General features: G+C 69.8%; 1 protein-coding gene. It reads right to left on the bottom strand.

Features of this window, described 5'->3' with window-relative positions; all coding sequences use genetic code 11:
* Positions 1 to 363, bottom strand: a 363-nt coding sequence (locus AC1DYG_RS20330; RefSeq protein WP_477641646.1) for an SIS domain-containing protein, incomplete at its 3' end; no start/stop codon positions are given.
* Positions 364 to 397: the final 34 nt, after the last annotated feature.

Raw genomic sequence — 397 nt, 5'->3', positions numbered from 1 at the left:
CAGCTGGACTACCGTTGACGAGGCTCCGTGCGCGCTCCACGGACCCGTACCTCCGCCGATGACCAATGTGATGTCAGAGTGCTCCACCAGGCTGGATCGGGCGTAGCTCGTCACCCCGATCACCGTTGCGCCGGCCTCCTTGGCCGCGATGACCGAGCTCAGGGTGTAGCTGTTCATCCCGCTGTCGCTGACTGCGAGGCACACGTCCTCGGCGCCGAGGTGCCGGGCGGTGAGCTGTTGCACGATCGAGTCGGACGGCGCCTCGGCCGGGCGGCCGTTGGTCACGAATCGAATCGCCATGGCCGCGGCGCTGGGCGCGGACCCGCCGTTCGCGACGAGCAGTACGCGGCGGGCCGCCCCCAATGCCCGGACCGCGGCGTCAAAAGCCTCCTCGTCG

This window comes from Pedococcus sp. P1_H8 (assembly GCF_056405175.1).
Note: the sequence above shows the minus strand (reverse complement) of the source record. Positions and strands in the feature narration are given on the sequence as shown.